This window comes from Paraburkholderia sp. UYCP14C (assembly GCF_004197395.1).
Classification (GTDB): domain Bacteria; phylum Pseudomonadota; class Gammaproteobacteria; order Burkholderiales; family Burkholderiaceae; genus Paraburkholderia.
This window is the reverse complement of sequence record NZ_SELS01000290.1, coordinates 1-874: the sequence shown is the minus strand read 5'-3', so window position 1 is coordinate 874 and position 874 is coordinate 1. Positions and strand designations below refer to the sequence as shown.

General features: G+C 58.0%; 2 protein-coding genes. Both read left to right on the top strand.

The annotated features are described in order from the left end of the window. Nucleotides 1-289 precede the first annotated feature (289 nt). Nucleotides 290-475 carry a hypothetical protein gene (locus EVC45_RS44890; protein ID WP_129964392.1) on the top strand — a complete coding sequence of 62 codons (186 nt, stop codon included), beginning with the start codon at nt 290-292 and terminating at the stop codon, nt 473-475. Next, nucleotides 475-765, top strand: coding sequence for a type II toxin-antitoxin system RelE/ParE family toxin (locus tag EVC45_RS44885; RefSeq protein ID WP_129964391.1), 291 nt, complete (start codon nt 475-477; stop codon nt 763-765). The genes EVC45_RS44890 and EVC45_RS44885 overlap by 1 nt, the downstream gene beginning before the upstream one ends. Nucleotides 766-874: the final 109 nt, after the last annotated feature.

Genomic DNA, 874 nt, shown 5'->3' with positions numbered 1-874 from the left:
CAGATGAAAAAGGGGCACCATTATCGCCTGGCGCTCCAGGTGCCTCCCCATGTGTAACGCGCCTTTGAACCTCGCCCCCCCTCGCCAGCTCCGAAAGCCATTCCCGGTGGGGCTCGCAGACAAATTCGGCCCCTTCGGAAAACCCGCAATCAGTTGCAGGAACTACCGTTTCAAGCTCGTGGCTAGCTGGATCGGCGAGAAATAGCCCGCGACCAGCATGCTATCGGTAAATCCCTGACTAAAACGGGACAGAACACACCCTCACACAAACTCCTTTATACTGAATCACATGAACACACCACTAACTTCCGCTGAATCGCAGTTCGCGACCGAAGAGGAAGCGCAAGCGCACGACCGTTGGTTCCGCGCCAAGGTCGAGGAAGCGCTCGCCGATCCGCGTCCGACTGTACCGCACGACGAGGCAGTCGCGCGCATCCGGCGCGCCATTGATCAAGCTAAAGGCCGCGCGGCCTGATGCTGCCGATCCACTGGACTGAAAAAGCGATCGAAGAACTTGAGGAACGGATGGCGTTCATCGCTCTCCGTAGTCCACACGCAGCTGAACAGCTCCTCGATCAGATTATCGACGCCGTGGTCCCGGCGTCCGAACACCCCTACATTTTCCGAGCCGGCCGCGTGCCGGGTACCCGGGAGATCGTTGCCCACCCCAACTATATCGTCGTCTACCGTGTCGCAGCTGACGCGGTAATCGTCGTACAGGTTCTCCACGCCCGCGAGCAGTATCCGCCTGTCAAGCCTCGCTAAATGGTCCGACCGTTTGGCGTGGTTCAAAAGCGCGCTTTTTTGCGTTACACGGACGAGCTGAACCGTCCTGCATAAAAAAGCAGAATTGGTAAGGAATGCGATGCAAACT

Excerpts from the sequence above, each read along its gene's own strand:
- EVC45_RS44885 (WP_129964391.1), top strand. The coding sequence starts at position 475 with ATGCTGCCGATCCACTGGACTGAAAAAGCGATCGAAGAACTTGAGGAA.
- EVC45_RS44890 (WP_129964392.1), top strand. The coding sequence starts at position 290 with ATGAACACACCACTAACTTCCGCTGAATCGCAGTTCGCGACCGAAGAG.